The sequence below is a fragment of the Polaribacter sp. Z014 genome, from assembly GCF_023555435.1.
Taxonomy (GTDB): Bacteria; Bacteroidota; Bacteroidia; order Flavobacteriales; family Flavobacteriaceae; genus Polaribacter.
On record NZ_JALCZP010000022.1, the window covers coordinates 43,016 to 60,802 of the forward strand.

The following is a 17,787-nucleotide window of genomic DNA, read 5'->3' on the forward strand; positions in this document are numbered from 1 at the left end:
TAATTTAGATTGATTTAGATTGATTTTTGTTTTATTTTCCATGGCAAATATACGTAATTTATTTCCCTTGGAAAGTATTATTTTTGTTTTATGATGAAATTAACAACATAAGCCGCCGCTTGCAAGCCAAAAAGTGCTGGCATATAGCTTATTGTGCCGTAATAAGATTTTTTAAAATTGGTACCATCTGTTATTTTTACACTGTTAGAAATTTGCACTTCCTCAGAATATACGGCTTTTACACCTTTATCTACTTTACGTTCTTTTAATCTTTTTCTTAACACACGAGCCATTGTGCAATTCTTAGTATTGCCTATGTCTTTTATTTTTACTTTGGTGGCATCTAATTTACCACCTGCACCCATAGAAGATATAATTTTTACTTTTTTTCTTTTGGCTGCTACAATTAAATTCACTTTTGGTGTAATACTATCAATGCAATCTAGAACATAATTATATTCATTGGTTACAATCTCATAAGCTCTTTCTGGTGATAAAAATTCTTCTAAAACAGTCAATTCAATTTCCGAATTTATCTCTTTTAATCTTTCTGCCAACACTCTTGCTTTCGATTTACCAATGGTAGAATCTAATGCTGTTAATTGACGATTTTTATTGGTTTCATCAAAAACATCTCCATCTACAATTGTAATTTTTTGTACACCTGCTCTCGCTATAAATTCTGCGGCATAAGAGCCTACACCACCCAAACCAACTAACAAAATATTGGCTTTTTGCAATTTTTCTAAGCCCTCTTTTTGCACTAATAATTCCGTACGCTCTAACCAACTCATTTTATAAATATCTCTTTAAAATTTTTATTCATTATAGATACAAGTTCCTCTATTTCTATATTTCTTATTGTTGCAATTTTCTGATACACTTCTTGAATCTCTATTTCTGCAGCATCTGTTTCTAATACGAAAGATGAAAGTGAAATTTCGGAAATTACTTTTTGTAACTTATTATTTTTGATAATAGCAGCTCCAATAGATAAAACAACTCCGTTTTTAAGGAGACTTTTTGCTATTTCAATACTCTTATTAAAACCATGAAGTACCCAAGTTTGAGTTGGTTTTAATTCTTTTTTAATTTCTATAATTACTTGATGTGCTTTTACACAATGAATTATTAAAGGTTTTTTATATTTCTCTGAAAGTAGCACTTGTTTTTTAAAAATAGCTTTTTGAAGTTCAAAATTAGTTTCTGAAATTTTATCTAAACCACACTCACCAAGCGCTAAACAGTTTTTATGTTGAAGTTGTAACGAAACAATTAAAAGATCCTGTTCTACTGTTTCTTCTTTGATATACCAAGGATGAATTCCTATTGAAAAAGGTTTAGAAAAATTAGTAGCATTTGGATATTTATTTAAAATCGAAAACACATGCTGGTCAGCACACATGCTATGTGTATGTACATCAAAAAAAAGCATAAAAATTACTCTTTATTTTTAGAATCTATAATAATTGTAACCGGACCATCATTTACCAAAGCTACTTTCATATCTGCACCAAACTGACCTGTTGGCACTTTTTTACCAACTTCTTTTTCTAACGTTTCTACAAAATTCTCATACAACGGAATTGCCACTTCTGGTCTTGCTGCTTTAATATAACTAGGTCTGTTTCCTTTTTTAGTAGCCGCTTGTAACGTAAACTGACTCACAACAATTACTTCGCCATCAATGTCTATCAGAGATTTGTTCATCACTTCGTTTTCATCATTAAAAATGCGAAGATTGGCCGTTTTTCGAACCAAGTAATTAATATCTTCTTCAGTATCCTCATTTACAATACCTAATAATACTAAAAGTCCGTTTTTTATTTCTGCAACTTTATGATCATCTATAGTTACACTGGCTTCCGATACTCTTTGAATTACAATTTTCATAGTTTACTCATTATCTTCTTCATTCCAAACATCTGTTCTAAAATGTTCTTTGTCCTCATCTCCACTTAAAATTTGCAGGTAACTTTTATAACGAGACCAAGAAACTTCTTCTTTTTCTAAGGCTTCTTTTACAGCACATTGTGGTTCTTTGGTATGAATACAATTATTGAATTTACAATTTTGTTTTAAAGCAAAAAACTCAGGAAAATAATCTCCTAATTCATATTTGTCAATATCTACAACACCAAAACCTTTAATACCTGGTGTGTCTATTATTCTTGCATCGAAACTTAAATCGAACATTTCCGCAAAAGTAGTAGTGTGTTTACCTTGATTATGTTGATCTGAAATTTCTTTAGTTTTTAAATTTAAAGAAGGTTCTATAGCATTTACTAATGTAGATTTACCAACACCAGAATGCCCAACAAACATAGAGGTTTTACCGGTCATCATTTCTTTAATAGTATCTACATTTTTATTTTGGGTTGATGAAACCTCAACACAACGATAACCAATAGCTTCGTAAATATCTTTTAAGTATAAAATCTCAGCTCGTTCTTCAATGGCATAAGAATCTACCTTATTAAACACCAAAATAGTATCAATTCTATAAGCTCTAGTTGCTACTAAAAAACGATCTATAAAGGTGGTAAATGTTGGCGGATTATTAATAGTAATCAATAAAAAAACCTGATCTATATTAGACGCAATAATGTGTATTTGCTTAGAAAGGTTTACAGATTTACGCACAATAAAATTATCTCTATCTATAATTTTTTTGATAACACCTGTTTCTTCATCATTCTTTTTTTCTAAATCGAACACAACTTTGTCTCCAACCGCAATTGGGTTGGTACTTTTGATGTCTTTTATTCTGAATTTCCCTTTAATTCTACATTTGTAAAATTCTCCGTTATCAGCTTTTACTTGATACCAACTTCCAGTAGATTTATATACGATTCCTTTCATTACTACAAAGATGCTGAATTAATGTAACAAATTCAATAGTTTTTTCAATAGGCCAGTTAAAAAATAAACTAAATCTTAAAATAATTGTTAAAGTTCTCCTTATATTCGTTTTTAAATTTTAAAATTTATTATGAAAAAAATTATTTCCCTATTTGCACTTGTAATTTGTATAACAGTAACAAATGCACAAACAAAATTGTATGTACATGATGATGCTGAAACGTATGTTGAAAACACAAAAACAATAGCAATATTACCATTACATGTTCAAGTTAAATTAAGACCAAAACAATTAAAAGATTTTAGTCCTGAACAAATTATTGATATGGGTAAAAATGAAGCTTTAGATATACAAAAAGCGATGCATACTTGGTTTTTAACTAGAAAAAAAAGAGGCACTTTATTAGTTGGTGTTCAAAACCCTACAAGAACAAATGCTTTATTAAAAAAGAATGGAATAGATATTCATTCATATGATGAATACCTACCAAGTGAATTAGGGAAAATATTAGGCGTAGAAGCAATAATTACTGGTACTTACGAAACTTCTAAACCAATGTCTAATGGAGCTGCAATTGGACTTGCTGTTTTAACTGGCGGAATGTTTGCTACAAATAGCGCAACTATGAATATGGATTTTACCAGCACTGTTGATGATGAATTAGTGGTTAATTACCATAAAAAAATAAAAGGAAGTCTTGGTTCTGATGCTCAAGATCTAATTAATGTATTAATGAGAAAGGTGTCTAGAAGAATTCCGTATACAAAATAACGTAATAATTAAATATTATTATTTAGATAAAAGACTGCCTATTGGCGGTCTTTTTTGTTAACTAAATGTTGTTTCTCCTACTTTGCTCGCGCTCGTTTGTAAAGAGTGCCAATAACATATAGAATATTAGCTTCGGTACTCGTTGCAAACGAGCACTAGCTGGGTCGAAATGACACGCTTGCAAATGTTATCGTTATATTACTGTAGTTAAGACACTTAACTACACTTAAAAAGTGACAATTGTTGTAATTTATCGCATATTAAAAAAAGACCTCACAGGTTTTAAAAACCTGTGAGGTCTGAATAGCCTACTAGTAGTCTTAAAGAAAATCACTTTTAGGTTCTCACTAAGCGTTAAGGATTGAGCAATTGTTTGAGCTCTTTTTTGTTTTTTTAACAAAAAAAGCAAGTGTGAAAGCCTGACCAAGCTTTTTTGCTTGGTAACGCCCAAAAAAAATACCTTCAAATTATAAAACTTGAAGGTATTTAAAATATAAAATGATAACAGATACTAAAACAAGTTCAGCATAATCTTCTTAGATTATTATCCGTTGATAATTTTTTCTTGATGAACGATAGATTCTTGGTGAATTGCTTTAAACATTTTTAAAACAAATTCTTCACTTAAACCTTTACCGCTACCTTCCATAACCATGTTTCCTAAAATCTCGTTCCAACGACGTGATTGTAAAACAGCAACGTTTTCGTCTTTCTTTAATTGACCAATTTTGTCGGCAACTTGCATTCTTTTACCTAATAAATCGATTAATTGATCATCTACTACGTTAATTTGTGCTCTTAAGTTTTCTAAAGGTTCTCTGTAACTAACTGCAGTTTCAGTTTCTTTCTTCACTTTTAAGTCTTGCATTATTTGCTTTAAAGCATCAGGAGTAACTTGTTGCGCAGCATCAGACCAAGCGTTTTCTGGGTCAAAGTGAGTCTCAATCATTAAACCATCGAAGTTTAAATCTAAAGCTGTTTGACAAACATCAAAAATCATGTCTCTCTTACCAGTAATATGAGATGGATCGTTGATTAATGGTAAGTCTGGAAATTTATTTTGAAACTCAATTGCTAATTGCCATTCTGGAGTATTTCTGTATTTAGATTTTTCATATGTAGAAAATCCTCTATGAATTGCTCCTAAGTTTTTAATTCCTGCAGTATATAATCTTTCAATACCACCTAACCATAAAGCTAAATCTGGATTTACTGGATTTTTAACCAATACAATTTTGTCTGTTCCTGCCAAAGCATCTGCAATTTCTTGCATGATAAAAGGTGATACTGTAGAACGTGCACCAATCCATAATAAATCTACATCATGCTCTAAAGCTAACTTTACATGCGCTGCATTTGCAACTTCTGTACAGGTTTTCATACCTGTTTCTTCTTTTACTTTCTTTAACCAGTGTAAACCAATTTCACCAACACCTTCAAACATTCCTGGTCTTGTTCTTGGTTTCCATATTCCTGCTCTAAAATAGCTTACATCAGAATCTTTTAGTTCGTGTGCAATCTTTAAAACCTGTTCTTCGGTTTCTGCACTACAAGGCCCTGCTATTACTAGTGGATGATTTAATTTCATATCGTCCAACCATGTTCTCAATTCTTTAGTATTCTCCATTTTTCTACTTGTTTTGGCTTATTATTTTATGCCGTTTAAAATTTGTTTTATGTGATTTGTGCTCTCCATTTCGTTAAAAATTTCAGAGAAATCATCTTTTTGCATCAACTCTTTAAACTGTTGTAAATTATTGATGTATTCTTCTAATGTTTCTATTACGTTTTCTTTATTCTGTTTAAATATTGGTGTCCACATTGCTGGACTACTTTTTGCCAAACGAACTGTAGATGCAAATCCAGAACCCGCCATATCAAAAATATCGCGTTCATTTTTTGCTTTATCAATAACCGTTTTTCCTAACATAAATGAACTTATGTGAGACAAGTGCGAAACATACGCAATATGCTTGTCATGAGAAACCGGGTCCATGTAACGAATACGCATTCCAATATCCATAAAAAGCTTTAATGCTTTTTCTTGAAGCTTAAAAGTTGTCTTTTCTACTTCGCAAATAATATTGGTTTTTCCAACGTATAAGCCGGATATAGCTGCTGTTGGTCCAGAATTTTCTGTTCCGGCAATTGGATGACATGCTAAAAAATTTCTTCTTTTGGGATGATGTTCAACCACTTTACAAATTGCTTCTTTTGTGGATCCAGCGTCAAACACTAAACCGTCATCAGATACTTTATCTAAAATTGTTGGTAATAATTTTACCGTTGCATCTACCGGAATTGATATAATTACCAAGTCTGCATTTTCAATATCGTCTAAAGTTGCTTTCTTGTCAATTAGGTTCAATTCTAAAGCCTTGTTTAAGGTTTCATCTTTTCTACTAATTCCATGAATTACGGCGTCTGGATGGTTCTTTTTAATGTCGATAGCAAAACTACCGCCAATTAAACCAATACCAATCATGTATATATTCTTCATTTTGTTTCTTTTTTGCTTTTAGCTATTCGCTTTTAGCTGTTTGCGAAAAGCTAGAGGCCAATAGCTTATAGCCTTGAAATTGCTTCTTTTATAATATCTGTTGTTACACATAATGAAAAACGGATATATCCTTCTCCTTGAGAACCAAAAATGGTTCCTGGAGTAATAAAAATATCATTATCATACAAAACAGCATCTGTTACTTCTTCAGACTTTTTTCCTTCGGGTATTTTTGCCCAAACAAACAATCCTGTAGAGTTTTTATCATAAACTGCATCCAATTTATCTGCCAATTGCCAAATTAAACTTCTACGTTCTTCGTAAATTTTATTTTGAGCTAAAAACCAGTCATCAGACAATTGTAAAGCTTCTATAGCTCCTTTTTGAATTCCGTAGAACATACCAGAATCCATATTAGATTTTACTTTTAAAACTTCGTTGATGTACGTTGCTTTTCCTAACAACATACCAACGCGCCAACCGGCCATATTAAAAGTCTTACTTAAAGAATTTAATTCTAAAGCAATGTCTTTTGCGCCTTCTACTTGTAAAATACTGATAGGTTTATCATTTAAAATAAAACTATACGGATTGTCATTTATAATTAAAATATGGTGTTTTTTACCAAAAGCAACTAATTTTTCAAATGTTTTTAAAGTTGCATTTGTACCTGTTGGCATGTGCGGATAATTGACCCACATAATTTTTACATCACTTAAATCTTGCGCTTCTAAAGCTTCAAAATCTGGTTGCCAATCTGTAGCATCACTTAAATTATAAAATAATGGTTCTGCACCTACTAACTTCGTTACTGATGTATAGGTTGGATACCCAGGATTCGGAATTAATACTTTATCGCCTTCGTTTAAAAAAGCCATAGAAATATGCATAATTCCTTCTTTACTTCCCATTAAAGGTAAAATCTCATTTTCTGGATTTGCATCTACAGAAAACTTGTTTTTATAGAATTTAGAAATGGCAGTTCTTAGTTCTGGTAAGCCCTGATACGATTGATATTTATGCGCACTAGCATCTCCCAAACTATTAGAAATTGCTTCTAAAACTTCTATTGGTGGTTGCAAATCTGGAGACCCAATTCCCATATTGATAATTGGTTTTCCTGCCGCTGCTAATCCTCTAACTTCTCTTAATTTTTTAGAGAAATAGTATTCTTGCACTGTGTCTAATCTTTTAGCTGGTTGTATCATCTCTTTTTATAATAAAGATCCTGAAATAAATTCAGGAAAGGCTATAGCCTTCCGTTTTTATAAGTTCCTAAAATCTTGAATTCTTCTGCCATTATTTCTAAAATCGCTTTCGCTTTTTCGTACTCTTTATATTCTTCAAAAGTTACATCCACAAAAAAAGAATATTTCCAAGGAGTTTCTATCACTGGTAAAGACTGTATTTTGGTTAAGTTCATTTTACAATCACTCAACACATTTAAAATTGCTGCCAGACTACCTCTTTTATGATTCAATTGAAATTTTAAAGAAGCTTTATTTACCTCTACATCAACTTCTGGCTCATCAGTTTGTACAATTACAAAACGTGTAGCATTTTCTTTTATGGTTTGAAGTTTATCTTCAATTACCTCTAGATTAAATATTTCAGCTGCAATTTTTGGTGCAATGGCTGCAATACCTACTAAATTTTCTTTCGAAATTCTTTTGGCAACTTCTGCTGTATCTACATCTTCTACCAATTTTATATGCGGATGTTTTTTAAAAAACTCCTTGCATTGTAACAATGCCATTGGGTGCGACCAAACTTCTTTAATATCTTCTATTTTCTGACCTTTTAATGCCATTAAATGATGATGAATATTTAAATACTCTTCATCCGTTATGTGTAAATTATATTTATCAATTAAGGCGTAATTAGGAATTATAGAACCCGCAATAGTATTCTCTAAAGCCATAACACCCAAATCTGCGGTATGATCTAACAAACTGTCTACCAACTCATCAAAAGACATACATTCTTTTAATTGTATAGTGGTTCCATAAAAATTGCGTGCAACTTTATGGTGGTTTGAGCCTTCAGCTCCCTGTATAGCAATAATCTTATTCATTAATTAAAAATAATGTCAAAAAAAAAGCCTCGAAATAATTTCGAGACTTTATATGATATGAATGTTACTTAACAACATGTTACAAAGTCTCCTCTCTTACTAAAAAAGTAAAAGTAAAAATAGAAACGAGTAAAAGTGTTGTTTAACATTTGTATTCTCTTTGTTTGAAGGAACAAATCTAAAGATTAAATTGAAACAAACAAACTAAATAGCATTTTTTATAAAAAAATTGATAAATTATTAAAAAGTACATAAATAAAATGGCTGCCATTATGAATTTCTTCAACTAAAAAGGAATTCGGAACAGTATTCTAAATTTTAAACCATGCTGTTACTAATTCTTTTTCTATTGGCGCTACTGTTTTATGGCTATAATCATTTTTAATTGCCTCATAAATATAGTCTTTAGACCACTCTTTAATGTTTTCTGCAAGTTCTTTTAAAGAGTTACAGATAAAATCTAGTTCTTCGGCTGTAATTGTTGGATGCACAGACAAACGCACCCAACCTGGTTTTTGGATATTACAGCCATGTAAAATTTCTTCCTTAATTCTATCGGAAGTTGCGTGGTCTACATTTAATAAAAAATGCCCATACGTTCCTGCACAAGAACATCCTCCTCTGGTTTGTATTCCAAATCTATCATTCAATAATTTTACAACAAGGTTAAAATGATATTTTTCAAAATAGAAGGAAAAGATGCTTAATCGTTCTTTTTGGTTTGGTGCTAAAATTTTTACTTCTGGTAAACTTTCTAACGTTTTAAATACAACTTTATTAATTTCTTCTTCTCTTTTTTTGATGTTTGCAACACCCATTTTTTCTTTTAACTGAATAGAAAGTGCTATTCTAATCGTTTGTAAAAAACCTGGAGTACCACCATCTTCTCTTGTTTCTACATCATTAAAATAATCATGTTGTCCCCAAGGATTTGTATAACTAACAGTACCACCTCCTGGATTATCTGGAATGGTGTTTTTATATAGTTTTTTATTAAAAATTAAGACTCCAGAAGTTCCCGGACCTCCTAAAAATTTGTGCGGAGAAAAGAAAATGGCATCTAAAGACTCTTCTTCATTTTCTGGATGCATATTTATATCAACATAAGGCGCACAACAGGCAAAATCAACAAAACACAAGCCGTTATAACTATGAATTAATTTTGCAACTTCATGATATGGAGTTTCTATACCTGTTACATTAGAGCATGATGTTATAGAAACAATTTTTATTTTTCTATGTTGATGTTTTAAAATACATTTTTCAAACTCTTCTATACACAACAATCCTTCCTTATTACACGGCACAACCTCAACATCTGCAATCGTTTCTAACCAAGATGTTTGGTTAGAGTGATGCTCCATGTGGCTAACAAAAACAATGGGTTTTAAATCTTGCGGAATGGTTGTGTAATTCTTTAAGTTTTCAGATACTTTTAAACCTAAAATACGTTGAAATTTATTGACAGCACCTGTCATTCCGGTACCTGTAGTAATTAAAACATCATGATCGGTTGCATTTACATGATGTTTAATAATGTTTCTAGCTTCATGATACGCCAATGTCATTGCCGCACCAGAAGTAGAGGTTTCTGTATGGGTATTTGCTACAAAAGGTCCAAATTGATGTAATATTTTATCTTCAATTGGTGCATATAATCTTCCACTTGCGGTCCAATCCGTATAAATTAATTTCTGTTCTCCATAAGGAGATAAAAAGGTCTGATTGATACCTACAATATTTTCTCTAAATGGATAAAAATAATGTTCTAAATCTGACTTTTCCATATTTTATTTTGATAAAATTACAACTTACAAGAGTTTCATCCTTATTTTTAATTACTGCTTTTTAAACACTTCTAATCCGCATTCTAAAAACTGTGCATACTCGTTTTCATCTGGCGTATACCCAACTGCCTGATTTAATATTTTTGTTCCATCAGCATTTAATAACACATAATAGGGTTGCGAATTAGTTTTAAAAAACTGCGTTTGAAAATTCGCCCATTTGTGTCCGTAATTATCTAGTTTTCTAGTTCCTCCATTAATACGATTCACTAAAATTTGTTCTTCTTTTGGCAGTGTTTTTTTATCATCAACATAAAGAGATATTAAAACATATTCGTTTCTTAAATAATTATCAATCTCTGGATTTGGCCAAACATGTTCTTCCATTTTTCTGCAATTTACACACGCATAACCAGTAAAATCTAAGATAATTGGTTTGTTAACTTTTTTAGCATACGCAATTCCTGTTTTTAAATCTTTAAAACAATCTAAATTATTAGGGCATTCATTCGGGTATAAAAAACTATATCCAACGGGTGGCGCTAAACCACTTAATAGCATTAGAGGAGTAAATGTTTTTGTTTCTTTATTCACCATAAATCCTGATGCTAAATAAATAACAAAAGCAGTCACTAAAACACCTCCTGCAATTCTAGAAAATGATAATTTTTTAATGGGAGAATCATGCGGAAATTTTATTTTCCCCAATAAGTATAAGGCTAAACCTGCAAAAATTATAATCCAAAGTCCTAAGAAAGGTTCTATTTTTAAAATTCCCCAATGCGCTACTAAATCTGCATTTGATAAGAATTTAAACGCTAAAGCCAATTCTAAAAACCCTAAGATTACTTTGGTTGTATTTAACCATCCACCAGATTTTGGTAAAGCATTCATCATATTCGGAAACATTGCAAACAAAGCAAAAGGCAAACCTAAAGAAACTCCAAAACCTGCCATACCCGCAGTTAATTGCCATGCACCACCATCTCCTGTTAAAGAACCTGCTAAAAGCGATCCTAAAATTGGTCCGGTACAAGAAAAAGATACAATTGCCAAAGTTAATGCCATAAAAAAGATACCAATAATACCACCAGAACTTTCTGCCTCCGTAGTTTTTGATGTCCAACTAGACGGTAATGTTAACTCATAATATCCGAAGAAAGAAAATGCAAAAAACACAAAAACGATAAAGAAGATACTATTTAACCAAATGTTGGTAGAAATTTCATTCAAAATATCTGGATTTACAGAATCTAATAAATGAAAAGGAATACTTAAAATAATGTAAACTGCAAAAATAAAGAAGCCATATAATAAAGCTTTAGAAACTCCTTCTCCTTTATTTTGACCGTTTTTCTTTGTAAAAAAACTAACCGTTAAAGGAATCATCGGAAAAACACAAGGCGTTAGTAAGGCTAATAATCCGCCTAAAAAACCGAGTCCAAAAATACTCCATAAAGACTTTCCTCCTTTTTGTATTTCGTTAGAGTTACTACTTACTTCTGTGTCGCATTTTACAGTTGAAAAAGATACATCTTCTGTATTTATACCATACAAAAGGCTATTTGTAACTTTATTATCTACTATAGGCGTATTTACAGCATTGGCACTTTCATTTTCACCATTTAAAGAAAAAGTAAAATCCTCATCTATTTGTATGCAGGCTTCTTTACAAACCTGACCGGTTAAATTTAAAGCAACCGTAGAAACATCTCTATTATTTAATTTTATTCTTTGCTTTAAAGTAGCTTTCTTATCAAAATAAGTTTCTTCTACATTAAAAATAGTACTAAATTTTTTGATAGTATCACTTTCTACAGCTTTTCCTTTTAATACATAATCATCATTTTTATTTGCTTTGGTAATGATAATTGGCAGGGAACCACCGTCTGCAGAATATTGAGAATACACATGCCAATCTTCTTCTATTTCTGCATTTATAACTAAATCATATTCATCTTCAGAAATTTTTTCTACAGATGTTTTCCATTTTATAGGATTTAAGAAACTATCTTGAGTATCAAATTTATTATTCGTTTTATTAGGGATTTCAAATATTAAATCTATTTCCGTAGGAGGTAAACATTTAGAATCGTCACAAACCATAAATTCTACAACTCCTTTAATAGTATTGATGTCTGAAGTTATTTTTACCTTTTGTTTAAATACAGCACTGTTTTCAAAAAACTTAATTTTCATTTCAAAAACAGGATCATCTATTGTATGTCCTTTTTCTTCGGATGTTTTATCTTCTAAAGAAAAATTATTTTGTGAATTATTATAGGTAAATGTTGTGGGTATTGGCCCATCTTCTGGCACATTTTGAGAATACAAATGCCATCCTTTTTCTATGGTTGCTGTAGATACTAAAATAAATTCGGTATCAGAAACTTTTTCTACAGAGGCAGACCATTTAATAGGATCTTCTATTTGAGAGAACATTCCTAAACTAATTGTTAGGAATAAAAAAATAAATATGTTTTTCATAAGGTAAAACTAATAGCTAAAAGAGTGATTAAATAAGAGATTACCTATTTTAATTTCTTTCAATCATCAAATATAAATAATTCAAGAAGACTACGTTTATTGAAACTTTAATTTTAACAAAAGAGTAGCATTTTAAATTAAATAAACGTAATTTTTAGAGGTCTTATAGGATACTGTTGTAAATAAAAAATGCCTCACAATTAATAGAAAAATAAGTTAGTTATTTTTTTGTTTAGAACAATTTATTTGTACATTTGCAAAGATTAAGATATTGATATCTTGATACTCCCTACATTTTATCGACTCCCCCACAAAAAACATTTTTTTTAAAAGAAACTATGAAGGATACTACTTTTCAGGTATGTGAATTTGGGGAAATTCAACACCTATTTAAAAACAGTTTAAAAAGCTTAACAATACTTACCGTATTATTATTTGCCACTTCCTTTTCTATGAGTGCGCAAAAATCCAATACAAATAATAATTTTTCTCTTTACAAAAAAATTTCAGGAGCTAACTTAACCTATACACAAATAGGTAATACTGAAATAGAATATCAAAAAGGTAATAATTATAGTTGTTCTAAGAACGAAGGAGCAGCTACAAGTGCAAAATTAATATTACCTTCAGATGCAGAAATACAAGCAGTTTATATACAATGGTTTGCTTTAGTAGATCATGGAGAACCTAATCAAGCATCTTGGAGATTAAGTCAATACGCACCTTTATCTACCACAATCCCTATTAAATTTCCTAACGGAATAACACAAACGATACAAAGTGACAAAGGATATGCAGAAACTGTTAAATTTGCATCTGAAGATTTAAAATACGAAGGCTATATAGCAGATATTACAGAAAAAGTAAAAGCTTTACCAAACCCTGCAGGGACTTATACTGCTGATGTTATTTTAACAAATGACTATGCTGCTTTGAGAGGTGCATGTGCCCTTTCTCAAGAAAATGCTAGAGCTTGGCAAATGCTTGTAGTTTATAAATCTCCAAAAAAAGAACCTGGCTTTAATCAAGTATATATATATGATGGTCTAAGAGGTTATGTAGGAAGTAACAATACTGCACAAGAAATAAAAATACCCGTTAATGGGTACAAAGTGTTTTCTGGAGATGTAGCAGGAAGCATATCTATTGGTTCATTACAAGGAGACAATTCTTTAAACGGTGAATATATACACGTATCAGACAATGCATTTGGTAGTTTTCCAAATGATTTTGCTAATTCAAATGGATATTCTAATCCAGCTCCCGGAAATACTTCTGGAGACAAAGGTGCTTGGGATATTGATGTAAAGAATAGTAATTTTACACCTAATACAACAAATTTAGAACTTACTGCAGGCTCAAAACAAGATCTTATATTATTCGATTTAATTGTATTACAAATACCTACAGGAGGTTTAGTTGTAACTAAAAAAACAACCACACCTAATGTTAATATTGGTGAAAATGGTACGTATGAGATAACCTTAAAAAACACTTCTGAAGTAAATTTAAAAGGTGTATCAGCAGAAGACATTTTACCCGCAGGTTTCACCTATGCATCTGGCGCTAATGTTGTTTTAAACAATGCTAGACAAACTAGTACTACAAAACCAAAAGTAGGAGATAAGACACTTAACTGGGGAACTTTTGACATTAATGGTAAAGGAAGTGTTACCATTATCTTTGATGTAAATGTACCTATGAACCAAACTTTGGGTGTATACCAAAATAGCGCAACAGCTAAAGTAACAACTCCAAATGATACCGTAATTACAAATTATGACTCGGGAGATTCTAATGATGAAGATATTACTGTAGGGAATCGTTGTGATGCAGCTTCTTCTGGCAACTTAGATACAGACGGAGATGGTATTAGTGATATTTGTGATTTAGATGATGACAATGATGGTATTTTAGATGTTGATGAAGATATATGTGGAAACTATGGAACCCCTCTACTTTATGAAAATTTTGGATCTAGTAATGCCACTACGAGTACACCACTATCTAATGATATAATTACAAATTATACATATAAAGAATTAAAAAATCCACGTAGTAATGATTATAGTCGTGATTTACAAGATGATCTTTACGCAGTATTTAATAACATACCTAACTCTGCAAGTTGGGCAAATGATAGATGGCAAACCGTAGGAGATCACACAAGTGGTAGCTTAAAACCTACAAATGACAATATGTTAATGGTAAATGCAGGTAAAACTCTTGACATTATTTATAAAAAAACAATAAAAGGTGTTACAGCAGGTGCTCTTTTAGACGTGTCTTTTTGGGTATTAAATTTAGATGTTGACAATAACCTTAATGATGATCCTCTTAGAGTTTTACCAAACATACAAATAGAACTTTGGCAAAACGGAAAACTTTTAGGTCCTTCTGTAAATACAGGAAACATTGTTAGAGAAAAAGCAGGCAGTAAAGATGCATGGAAATATTACGGTACAAATGCTCCTTTAACTACATTAAATAACAGCGACATTACTGTTGTAATCAGAAACAATACAAAAGCAACATTTGGAAACGATTTAGCTATTGATGACATTATAGTAAGACAATTATGTAATACAGATTCAGACGGAGATGGCATCCCAAATCGATTAGATTTAGATTCAGACAACGATGGTATTCCAGATGTTATAGAAACTGGAGGTAAAGACGAGAATCATGATGGAATGGCAGATGGAGTTATTGGTAAAACACCATCAACTAACGGAATTCCAAGTAGTGCAGATACAGGTAACTCGCTAACATCATCAGACGGAGACGGAATACCAGACTATATAGATATTGATGCAGACAATGATGGTATACCAGATAATATAGAAGTACAAACTACAGCAGGTTATATTCCTCCAAGTGGTATTGGTACTGCCATTACAGACACCAATAATAACGGTATCGATGATGTTTACGAAGTAGGTGGTAAAGTTTTTATACCTGTAGATACCGATGGTGATAAAATACCAGATTATTTAGATGCAGATTCAGACAATGATGGTATTCTTGACATTGCAGAAAATGGAGCCCCACGGAACACACTTGCAGGAAAAGATACAGACGGTGATGGTTTAGATGATGCTTTTGATGATAATACAGACAACCCTACTATTGGTTTTACCGTAAATGATGGAGGAACAACCCCTAACAACAAAATAACATCTTTAACTACTTTAGAAAACTCTTTTGGAGATACAGATGGTAATTTCGATCCAAAGAACCCAGCTGAAGGTAATCTAGACTATAGAGATATTCCAGAAGCTGCAGACGCTATGATTACGCAAGTCTATCAATTTGGTAAAGAAAGATGGATAGAGATAACAAATATTGGTACAACTGATATTCCTGCGAATACAATAAAAATTCAATTGTATAAAGATAAAACTATTGCCGAAGTTGATGCGTTAACAATAGCAACACCAACTACTGAAGTAATAGTAGATTCTGAACTAAAAGTAGGTAAATCTATCTTGTTTAAAAACAAAAAAACTTCTGATATAACAAATTTAGGAGGTGCAACAATTATACAAAACAGCGCATTAACGGATATTAATGGAGCAAATGACATTATTACACTTTCATCTGCTATAGGAAATTATGCATGGGCAAATAGATATGATATCGTTTCTAATATTACAGACAATACTTCATTTGTTAGAATAGATAAAGTAACAGCACCTAATAAAGAATATGATGCTAAGGAATGGGTAGTATTTATAGATGACGCAATAGAGACGTATCAATCGGGATATGTCACAGCAGATAGTAATACTAAAAGACATCCTGAAGATCCATTAATCTCAGAAATAAAAAATTCCGATAAACAAGCAAATACATTGTTAGGTTTACACAGAATTAAGGAAACTACCACAAATAAGGATGGTACTTGGGATAATGGTTTTCCAGACAGATCTCGTTATGTGATAGTAGATCAAGATTACAATCATATAAACAATCGATTAAGTGCAAGAAAATTAAAGGTTGCTAAGAACAATGAATTAAGAGTAACAGATCAATTATTAGTGGTTACAAATGATATTGAATTAAATGGAGACATTCGTTTATCTGGTTCTTCTGCTCAATTAATACAAACACACACAAATGCTAGTACAGTTTCTGGTGATGGACAATTATTTGTAGATCAAAACTCAGAAGTACCTAGTTTGTATCGTTATAACTACATGAGTTCACCAGTTACAACTTTAAATAAAGACACCTATACTTTAGAGTCTGTTCTTAGAGATGGTACAACAGCAAACACAGCTAAAGCGATTACTTTTGTTGGTGGATATGATGGTTCATTTACTGGAACTGGCATTTCCTTAGCAGATTATTGGGTTTACACGTATGCTCCTGCTAGTGATGGAAGAGCTAATTGGTTACATAAATATAAAAAAGGACTTATAGATAGAGGTGATGGTTATACTTTTAAAGGACCTGGAAGAAAACAAAACTATACATTTGTGGGTACCCCTAATGATGGTGAGTTTAAAACAAAACAGATCACTGAAGGACAATCTTATTTAATAGGTAATCCCTTCCCTTCTGCTTTAAATGCAAGAAAATTTTTAGATGACAATGATAGTTCTATTAATCAAACACTATATTTCTGGGAACATCACAAAAGTGCTATCGGTGAAGGAAAAGGAATCGATGGACACATATTTGGTGGATACATTGGTGGATATGCAACACTTAACTTAGCAACAGCAACAGCTGCAGATAGTTCTATCCCTAGTAATAAAGATAACGGAACTTCTGGTTTAGGTACTGCTAAATATAAAGAACCTAAACCATATATAGCCATGGCACAAGGTTTCTTTGTAGAAGGAAACGGAACTGGTGGAGTTATAAAATTTGATAATAGTCAAAGAGCTTATGTAACCGAAGAAGGTGGTGAAGATGCACAATCGGTGTTCTTTAAAACAAATGCAAAAAGTAGTAAAACTGAAACTAAAAGCAATTTATTACCTGTTATTAAATTAGGTTTCGAATATAAAAATGCTGAAGACTTATTCTTACACCATCAAATAGCAATTTCTTTTGATAAAGTAAATTCTTTTAATTTTGATAACGGATATGATTCTAAAGTATATGAAACTGGTAAAACAGACCTTTACTGGAAATTCCCTTCAGATGATAACAATTATGTAATTGCAGGTGTACAAGAAATCTCTAATGAATTAGAAGTGCCTTTAGAACTTACAATGGAAAATACTGGAGAAGTACATTTAATGGTAGATCAAATTCAGAATGTTTCTAGAGACATTTACATTACAGATAAACT

General features: G+C 31.5%; 12 protein-coding genes. 2 read left to right on the forward strand and 10 right to left on the reverse strand.

The genetic code is table 11. The features are described from left to right. Positions 1-77 precede the first annotated feature (77 nt). The 4 genes from MPF19_RS16460 to rsgA are packed head-to-tail and all read right to left on the reverse strand — an operon-like array spanning position 78 to position 2,862. Positions 78-794 carry a tRNA threonylcarbamoyladenosine dehydratase gene (locus tag MPF19_RS16460; RefSeq protein WP_203394887.1) on the reverse strand — a complete coding sequence of 239 codons (717 nt, stop codon included), beginning with the start codon at positions 792-794 and terminating at the stop codon, positions 78-80. Further along, a complete protein-coding gene (locus MPF19_RS16465) occupies positions 791-1,435 on the reverse strand; it encodes a TatD family hydrolase (protein WP_249989303.1) in 645 nt (214 codons plus the stop codon). The genes MPF19_RS16460 and MPF19_RS16465 overlap by 4 nt, the downstream gene beginning before the upstream one ends. Before the next feature lie 5 nt (positions 1,436-1,440). Further along, positions 1,441-1,893 carry a D-aminoacyl-tRNA deacylase gene (gene dtd, locus MPF19_RS16470; RefSeq protein ID WP_203394889.1) on the reverse strand — a complete coding sequence of 151 codons (453 nt, stop codon included), beginning with the start codon at positions 1,891-1,893 and terminating at the stop codon, positions 1,441-1,443. Between the two features lie 3 nt (positions 1,894-1,896). Beyond that, entirely contained in the window at positions 1,897-2,862 is a 966-nt protein-coding gene (gene rsgA, locus MPF19_RS16475) for a ribosome small subunit-dependent GTPase A (RefSeq protein ID WP_203394890.1), read from the reverse strand. Between the two features lie 130 nt (positions 2,863-2,992). Here rsgA and MPF19_RS16480 point away from each other — a divergent pair, with 130 nt between their 5' ends. After that, positions 2,993-3,634 carry a hypothetical protein gene (locus tag MPF19_RS16480; RefSeq protein ID WP_203394891.1) on the forward strand — a complete coding sequence of 214 codons (642 nt, stop codon included), beginning with the start codon at positions 2,993-2,995 and terminating at the stop codon, positions 3,632-3,634. Between the two features lie 544 nt (positions 3,635-4,178). On the opposite strand, the gene MPF19_RS16485 is transcribed toward MPF19_RS16480, so the two are convergent. The 6 genes from MPF19_RS16485 to MPF19_RS16510 all read right to left on the reverse strand — a co-directional run bounded on the left by MPF19_RS16485 (position 4,179) and on the right by MPF19_RS16510 (position 12,482). Continuing rightward, complete coding sequence (locus MPF19_RS16485) at positions 4,179-5,261, reverse strand: bifunctional 3-deoxy-7-phosphoheptulonate synthase/chorismate mutase type II (RefSeq protein WP_249989304.1); 1,083 nt, start codon at positions 5,259-5,261, stop codon at positions 4,179-4,181. A 21-nt stretch (positions 5,262-5,282) separates the two neighbouring features. Then, entirely contained in the window at positions 5,283-6,134 is an 852-nt protein-coding gene (locus tag MPF19_RS16490) for a prephenate dehydrogenase (protein ID WP_249989305.1), read from the reverse strand. A 65-nt stretch (positions 6,135-6,199) separates the two neighbouring features. After that, positions 6,200-7,342: a pyridoxal phosphate-dependent aminotransferase gene (locus tag MPF19_RS16495; RefSeq protein ID WP_203394894.1), complete on the reverse strand. Its 1,143-nt coding sequence runs from the start codon at positions 7,340-7,342 to the stop codon at positions 6,200-6,202. A 41-nt stretch (positions 7,343-7,383) separates the two neighbouring features. Next, positions 7,384-8,208 carry a prephenate dehydratase gene (locus MPF19_RS16500; protein ID WP_203394895.1) on the reverse strand — a complete coding sequence of 275 codons (825 nt, stop codon included), beginning with the start codon at positions 8,206-8,208 and terminating at the stop codon, positions 7,384-7,386. 311 nt (positions 8,209-8,519) lie between these two features. Then, complete coding sequence (locus MPF19_RS16505) at positions 8,520-9,995, reverse strand: aminotransferase class V-fold PLP-dependent enzyme (protein WP_249989306.1); 1,476 nt, start codon at positions 9,993-9,995, stop codon at positions 8,520-8,522. 51 nt (positions 9,996-10,046) lie between these two features. Then, positions 10,047-12,482 carry a protein-disulfide reductase DsbD family protein gene (locus MPF19_RS16510; RefSeq protein ID WP_249989307.1) on the reverse strand — a complete coding sequence of 812 codons (2,436 nt, stop codon included), beginning with the start codon at positions 12,480-12,482 and terminating at the stop codon, positions 10,047-10,049. A 338-nt stretch (positions 12,483-12,820) separates the two neighbouring features. Here MPF19_RS16510 and MPF19_RS16515 point away from each other — a divergent pair. After that, a partial coding sequence (locus MPF19_RS16515) for a DUF8693 domain-containing protein (RefSeq protein ID WP_502925194.1) occupies positions 12,821-17,787 on the forward strand: 4,967 nt, incomplete at its 3' end.

What these genes read in the sequence shown, in the direction of transcription:
- MPF19_RS16460 (WP_203394887.1), bottom strand. Translation starts at nt 794, where the DNA reads ATGAGTTGGTTAGAGCGTACGGAATTATTAGTGCAAAAAGAGGGCTTA.
- MPF19_RS16465 (WP_249989303.1), bottom strand. Translation starts at nt 1,435, where the DNA reads ATGCTTTTTTTTGATGTACATACACATAGCATGTGTGCTGACCAGCAT.
- dtd (WP_203394889.1), bottom strand. Translation starts at nt 1,893, where the DNA reads ATGAAAATTGTAATTCAAAGAGTATCGGAAGCCAGTGTAACTATAGAT.
- rsgA (WP_203394890.1), bottom strand. Translation starts at nt 2,862, where the DNA reads ATGAAAGGAATCGTATATAAATCTACTGGAAGTTGGTATCAAGTAAAA.
- MPF19_RS16480 (WP_203394891.1), top strand. Translation starts at nt 2,993, where the DNA reads ATGAAAAAAATTATTTCCCTATTTGCACTTGTAATTTGTATAACAGTA.
- MPF19_RS16485 (WP_249989304.1), bottom strand. Translation starts at nt 5,261, where the DNA reads ATGGAGAATACTAAAGAATTGAGAACATGGTTGGACGATATGAAATTA.
- MPF19_RS16490 (WP_249989305.1), bottom strand. Translation starts at nt 6,134, where the DNA reads ATGAAGAATATATACATGATTGGTATTGGTTTAATTGGCGGTAGTTTT.
- MPF19_RS16495 (WP_203394894.1), bottom strand. Translation starts at nt 7,342, where the DNA reads ATGATACAACCAGCTAAAAGATTAGACACAGTGCAAGAATACTATTTC.
- MPF19_RS16500 (WP_203394895.1), bottom strand. Translation starts at nt 8,208, where the DNA reads ATGAATAAGATTATTGCTATACAGGGAGCTGAAGGCTCAAACCACCAT.
- MPF19_RS16505 (WP_249989306.1), bottom strand. Translation starts at nt 9,995, where the DNA reads ATGGAAAAGTCAGATTTAGAACATTATTTTTATCCATTTAGAGAAAAT.
- MPF19_RS16510 (WP_249989307.1), bottom strand. Translation starts at nt 12,482, where the DNA reads ATGAAAAACATATTTATTTTTTTATTCCTAACAATTAGTTTAGGAATG.